The organism is Streptomyces sp. CNS606, from assembly GCF_000426325.1.
The window spans coordinates 1-4,434 of the sequence record NZ_AUFD01000052.1 but is presented as its reverse complement, the minus strand read 5'-3'; the positions used below and the strand labels follow the sequence as shown (position 1 = coordinate 4,434).

Genomic DNA, 4,434 nt, shown 5'->3' with positions numbered 1-4,434 from the left:
TCAACGTCCTCACCGGCGAGGCGCACAAGGTGGGCGCGTTCCCCGAGCGCCGCCAGATCGCCGACGTGGCGCTGCCGCTCAACCAGCACTGACCGGCCGCCTCCGTGTTGTGCCGCGCCTCACTCCCAGGCGCGGCACAACACGGCGCTGATGGACAACGGGCACCGCCCGGCAACCCCCGGGGGATGGGCGCCTTCTTCGAAGCCGCCCTCCGCCTCGCTCTATCCGGAACCGGACTTACACGAGCTATCACACGTCGCCGCCCGCGCTAGGTGTTCTGTCCACGGAGGTTGGCGACGCGGCCGGCGGGCCGTTGCCGCTGATGCCGGTGTGGGGTCGGTGGTAGTTGTACCAGTCCAGCCACGGGCGACCGGGTTAGCGGGCAAGTGTCACCCGTACCGGCTTGTTCGGGCAGCCGGCCAGACCATCGGTGAGCGCCTGGCGCTCGGCGCCGTCCACGGTGAGCTGCCACCGAGTCTTCACCGCCACCCAGTCGGTGAGGTACTCGCACCGGTAGGCCTGGTGCGGCGGGAGCCACGTCGCCGGGTCCTGATCGGCCTTCGATCGGTTCGAGCGGGCGGTGACCGCGATCAGCGCGCGCTCGTCCCCGAGGTCGTTGGCGTACGCCTCCCGCTCCTTGGCCGACCACATCCCGGCCCCGGAGTCCCAGGCCTCCGCGAGCGGGACCATGTGGTCGATGTCCAGCCCGCCCGGAGCGGCGACGTAGACGTCGTCGTACGGGCTGTACCACTGGCCGCCGGTCAGCTTGCAGCGCGCCCCCTGCTCCGGCGCGACGAACGCCTCCCCCAGCAGGACTTCGTTGCGAGTGCTGCACGAGTCCTTGTCCGCGTCCGTCCAGTGCCTGAACAAGGTGCGCTTGTACCCGGTACGGGTCTCCTCGGCAGCGGGCAGGGCCTCCACCGCGTCCCGCAGCGGCAGAGCGACAGTGCTGCCCGGTTCGCCGAGCGAGCCCGGACCGGCATGGGCGGGGAGAGCCAGAGCCGCGAGCGCGGCCGAGGCTGCCGCGAGAGAGGCGAGCAGACGCACGAGGTTCCCTTTCGAAGATCCGATGGTTCGTGATCTTCGTAGCGGCACCGCAGGGAGCGCCGGAAGCGACCGACCCGGCCGGGTCCCCCAGAGCGGTGGAAAGTCAGACCACCGCCACCTGCTCCAGCCTCGAAACAGTCACCTGCGACCCGCCGTTCCGCCTCGGGCGAGGCCGCGTCACTCACCCGAAATGAAAGCCACCTAGAAGCTATTCCTGAGCTATTTGACGTCTACTCAGGTGTACGATGGCGACATGAGCAGTGGACTCGAAGGGGATGGCGTCGCGGCGCTGCTGGCGGAGGTGCAGCTGGCAGCGGCGTTCGAGGACCCGGCGGAGCGGGTACGGTTGCGGAAAGCGGCCGGGCTGTCGCTGGACCAGGTCGCGCGGGCCGTGGGCGTGGGCCGGCAGACCGTGGCGAACTGGGAGGCCGGCGGCATGCCCGCCTCCACCTCGCGGGGGAAGTACCTGCGACTGCTGGAAGGGCTCGCGCAGATCCACCCCGCCCCCACCCAACCCGTGTCCCCGGCACAGCAGCCCGACGTCTCCGTTCAGCCGCCGGTCCCGCAACAGGCCGATCCCGACGTGGCGGAGGCGCGGCCGGTGGAGAGCCCGGCCGCGCGTCAGGCGCGGGCCGGGCACGCACGGCAGCAGGCGCGGCGCCGGACCACTTCTGCGGACCAGGTGCGCGGCGAATTGCGGGAGACGATCGCCGGGGCCGTGGAGCAGGAGCTGACCAGGGCGGGCGGGGACGCGGACGCCGCGGCCGGGGCGCTGGTGAAGCGGGCGATCCCGGATGTGATGGCCCTGTTCGCCCGCACCCGCGCCGGGGCACGGTATGAGTACACCGCCTACCCCGCCCTGCCGGACATCCTGCGCAAGCCCTCGAAGACCGACCCGGACCTGATCTGGGAGGCCCGCCCCTCCTGGCGCCACCCGCACTTCCAGCGCCACCCCGACGGGGAACTCCCCGTGACCGCCCTGGATGTGAACGCCGCCTACCTGTCCGCGATGAAGACCTGGCTGCCGATCGGGAAACTCACCCACACCTCGGGTGGGGAGCACGACCGCAAGCGCGCCGGGGTCCACCTGATCACCCCGCCCGCCTGGGAACACCCGCACCTCCCCTCACCCATGGGAGACCGCGAGGAAGCGGGCCCCGTGTGGGTGACCGAGCCGACGCTCCGCCTCCTGCTGCGACTCTCGGGGCCGAAGCACCGTCTCATCGAGGCCCCCGCCATCCACGAGTCCTGGACCTCCAGCGCGACGGAGACCTTCCTCGACAGCCTCCGGCAGCTCCTGGCCGCCGCCCGCGCCGACGCCCTTCATGCTGGCGACGGCGTCGCCTTGGCGTACGTCAAAGCGATGTACTCGAAGTTCGTCTCCACCCTGGGTGAGTCCTCGCACAACCGGGAGATCGCCCGACCGGACTGGATGCACCTCATCCGCTCCCAGGCATTCGCGAACCTGTGGGGGCGTGCGTACAAGGCGCACCAGGCCGGGCTCACCGTCATCAGCGCACTGGGCACCGACGAACTCCACCTCGCCGGCGGGGACTGGCGCCAGACCTGGAGTGAGGGCCGGGGCCTGGGTGAGATGAAGGTCAAGACCGACCGCGACGGCCACCCGGTCACCTACGCCACAACCGCCGGGGGGCGGTGATGGCCGGCCGCTGGATGAACCTCGGCCAGTACAACGCCCACGGCGTGCCCGGCGCGGACGCACTCGGCGCCGGCATCGAGAACATGGTCACCGGCATCCACTCCGGCGCCGACACCGACCGCGGTGTCGCCGCCCGGCTGCGCTACCTCACCCACTCCGCAGCCGGGTACGCGGCGATGGAACGCGCCGGGATCAGCGTCACGCCGCGGACCCTTTTCGCGTGGCTGGCGGAGGAGCGCTCCCCCAGCCCGGCCAACCGTGCCCGGTTGGATGCCGCTTACTGGGACCTGCGACGCCACAACGTCGCCGCCGACCTCAAACGCCGCCTGGGCTCACGGGGCGGTACCCGCATCGAGATCGACCCCGTCGACCAGACCGGCGTGGACCGCCGGCACCGTCGCGACCTTTCGGTGCGGCGGCTGACCGTCCGACCACGCCACTGGGAAGCGGCCGTCCACGCCTGGCTCGCCGACGACGACGAAGCCCTCGACGCGGTCTGGGACGAAGTCATCACCGACCTCGGTAGTGACTACGACTCCTACTCCTACGTCTCCTCCATCGGATGGAACGCCTGAATCGATTGTGGGATCTCAGAACGCAGGTGTCGGCCCTCGCCAAGGCCACCGCGTCACCCTCCCCTCGAGGCGGGTGACGCGGTGAGTCGCTTCCAGAATGCGCGCGGAGGCTGGGACGCCCCAGGCTCCCAGCTCGCCTTCCAGGGACGCGTCTGCCTGAGGGAGCGCGTGCCAGCACTCCCCAGCAACGGCTGCGGGCCCCGGCGCTGACAGCCTCGCCGGGGCCCGGTGCACATCAGGGGGTGAATGGTGTGCTGCCCGGTCAACGAGTCCGGCGACAGCTCAGTTACGGCCTCGGCAGGGGCGGCTGGTGTCAGGAGGGCTCCGGGGTGCCCTGCTCGCCCTTGGCGGCCGTCTGTGGCCCGGGAGTCGGCTTCTCCCGGCGGCGCAGGGTCGGGGGTGGTTGCTCGGTGTGGAAGCACTGCGGGCACACGTAGCCGCCGTCGGGCCCCACCGGCACGCTGCCCCACCCGCAGTGGGCACAGTTCACACTCATCCCGTGCTGGGCCGCCTGGTTCGTCATCCACTCGCTCCACAGTTGTTGCACGACCATCCCCCGCCCGGACCCTGTATCACGGTCGCCCCGCAGTTCGTGCAGTTCATCCCAGCATCCCCCTCCCCCAGGCCTCAAGTCATTCTCTACCGTGACACGACACTGCCAGCCAAGATCGATATTGAGCTGCGGAGCAGCCTCGAAAGGAAGGTCTATGGGAGACCGCAAGCCCTCGATTTGGGTGCTTCTGCTGGTTTACGGGTACTGTGCGGCCGGGATTCTCTTGATGTACTGGATCAACAACTAATTGATGAATATGACCACTCAGGGCAATGTGCTTCTCGTGTGTTCCGGTCCGGTTTCGGCGGTAGGTGAGGCTGACCGCCCGGCTGCCGCGTCGGTGGGCGCCGGTTTCCACGCCTCCAGGAGTGGGCTGCTGGTCGTACGTTCCCGGCGGCAAGCTGAGCGTCGGTGTGCCCGCATTGCAGATGAGCGAGCACCATCAGCGTCCGGCGGTCAGCCGCCGCCACCGTGTTCCCAGGCTGCCCAGAAGCGACGTGCACCTTAGAGCTCGTCTCATTTGGCCTGACGGTCGGTAGCCTGCTGCCGTGGTGATCGTTGAGCGTCTGGTGCCGGATGAGTTGTGGGAGCTGTTCCAG

The 4,434-nt window shown here is 69.9% G+C and carries 4 protein-coding genes and 1 pseudogene; 2 read left to right on the top strand and 3 right to left on the bottom strand.

The features are described from left to right. Positions 1-375 precede the first annotated feature (375 nt). Positions 376-1,047 carry an HNH endonuclease family protein gene (locus K304_RS0120470; RefSeq protein ID WP_027765250.1) on the bottom strand — a complete coding sequence of 224 codons (672 nt, stop codon included), beginning with the start codon at positions 1,045-1,047 and terminating at the stop codon, positions 376-378. 253 nt (positions 1,048-1,300) lie between these two features. Here K304_RS0120470 and K304_RS30275 point away from each other — a divergent pair, with 253 nt between their 5' ends. Beyond that, a complete protein-coding gene (locus K304_RS30275) occupies positions 1,301-2,707 on the top strand; it encodes a helix-turn-helix domain-containing protein (protein ID WP_051308663.1) in 1,407 nt (468 codons plus the stop codon). Continuing rightward, positions 2,707-3,282, top strand: a complete 576-nt coding sequence (locus K304_RS0120460; RefSeq protein ID WP_027765249.1) for a hypothetical protein — start codon at positions 2,707-2,709, stop codon at positions 3,280-3,282. The genes K304_RS30275 and K304_RS0120460 overlap by 1 nt, the downstream gene beginning before the upstream one ends. 313 nt (positions 3,283-3,595) lie before the next feature. Here the strand turns inward: K304_RS0120460 and K304_RS0120455 are convergent, their stop codons facing one another. Together K304_RS0120455 and K304_RS33115 are read right to left on the bottom strand one after the other, a co-directional pair. Next, the gene (locus K304_RS0120455; protein WP_158687389.1) at positions 3,596-3,805 is read right to left on the bottom strand and encodes a hypothetical protein; all 210 of its coding nucleotides are present in this window, start codon (positions 3,803-3,805) and stop codon (positions 3,596-3,598) included. Between the two features lie 419 nt (positions 3,806-4,224). After that, a pseudogene (locus K304_RS33115) lies at positions 4,225-4,313 on the bottom strand (IS5/IS1182 family transposase); the annotation flags it as partial. Between the last annotated feature and the right edge of the window lie 121 nt (positions 4,314-4,434).